The organism is Nocardioides sp. CPCC 206348, from assembly GCF_048654705.1.
Taxonomy (GTDB): domain Bacteria; phylum Actinomycetota; class Actinomycetes; order Propionibacteriales; family Nocardioidaceae; genus Nocardioides.
This window is the reverse complement of the sequence record NZ_JBMCZA010000175.1, coordinates 3,640-4,536: the sequence shown is the minus strand read 5'-3', so window position 1 is coordinate 4,536 and position 897 is coordinate 3,640. Positions and strand designations below refer to the sequence as shown.

Below are 897 nucleotides of genomic sequence, written 5' to 3'. Positions count from 1 at the left end.
ACCCGGGACGCCGCTCCCCGTGGTCGCTCACCGAAGCTTTCGAGTCGAGTGACGACCCAAGGAACCGTCACCCCCATCTGGCGCGCAAGATCACTGATCGAAGGCCCGGTCCGCTCGCGGTTCCGCCTCCGCTGCGGTGCACTGCGTCGTTGACGTCCTGCTGGGAAGCTCGCGCAGATGCCCCACGATCCCGAAGGTCCGCCCCGAACGAACCCAGGCGCGCTGCGTCCTCGACCTCGAGGAAGACCTCGTCCTCGGCGAAGCGCGGCCGCATCCGAAGTTCGAGCCTGTAGAGGTCCGCAGTTCGAAGGTCGATCCCGAGCTCGTCACACACCTCGTCGTAGGCCGGATCGAGGCGGGCGTCAGCTGGTCCGAGGTTCGCGCGCTCTTCAGGGGTCATTCGTCGCAGTCGGTCGGCCCAGCGTCGGGCAAGGAAGTCGAGGTAATAGCCGTCGACGCAGGAGTACTCGCTGTCGCGGTGACTCGCTAGCTGTGAGTGACGAAACGCTTCCAGAAGGAAGGCTGGGCTGACGCCGTAACGTGCCGCGATCTCGGTGATGCTGAGGGTGGGCATCCTGTCCTCCTCGACGAACGAATCGAACGTGTGTTCCCACGCTAGCAACGACCACCGGCGTGGAGTCGTTGCAACGGATGGGTTCGCCCACAAACGCAACGCGGCCCGCTCGAGATCAACCGAGCAGGCCGCGTTTGTCCGAACTGGTGTCAGTACGTCGTTCCGTTGGCGCGCTGTCCGGGCGAGCGGGTCAGCGTGCTGATCGTGTTGTGCTTGACCCAGGTGCCGCTGGTCGATCCGTCCTGGCTGCGGTTGATCGAGACGCCGTCGGAGCTGGCCTGGCTCGAGGTGTAGGTCATCGACTGGATGGTGGCGCCGCCCGC

At 65.6% G+C, this 897-nt stretch carries 1 protein-coding gene; it reads right to left on the bottom strand.

Going from position 1 to position 897, the window contains the following annotated elements:
* Window positions 1–67: 67 nt before the first annotated feature.
* On the bottom strand, window positions 68–574 hold the full coding sequence (locus ACOADB_RS13885; protein WP_378599582.1) for a hypothetical protein: 507 nt from the start codon (window positions 572–574) through the stop codon (window positions 68–70).
* Between the last annotated feature and the right edge of the window lie 323 nt (window positions 575–897).

Bases quoted from the DNA above. Each gene is read 5' to 3' on its own strand.
- ACOADB_RS13885 (WP_378599582.1), bottom strand. From the start codon at position 574: ATGCCCACCCTCAGCATCACCGAGATCGCGGCACGTTACGGCGTCAGC.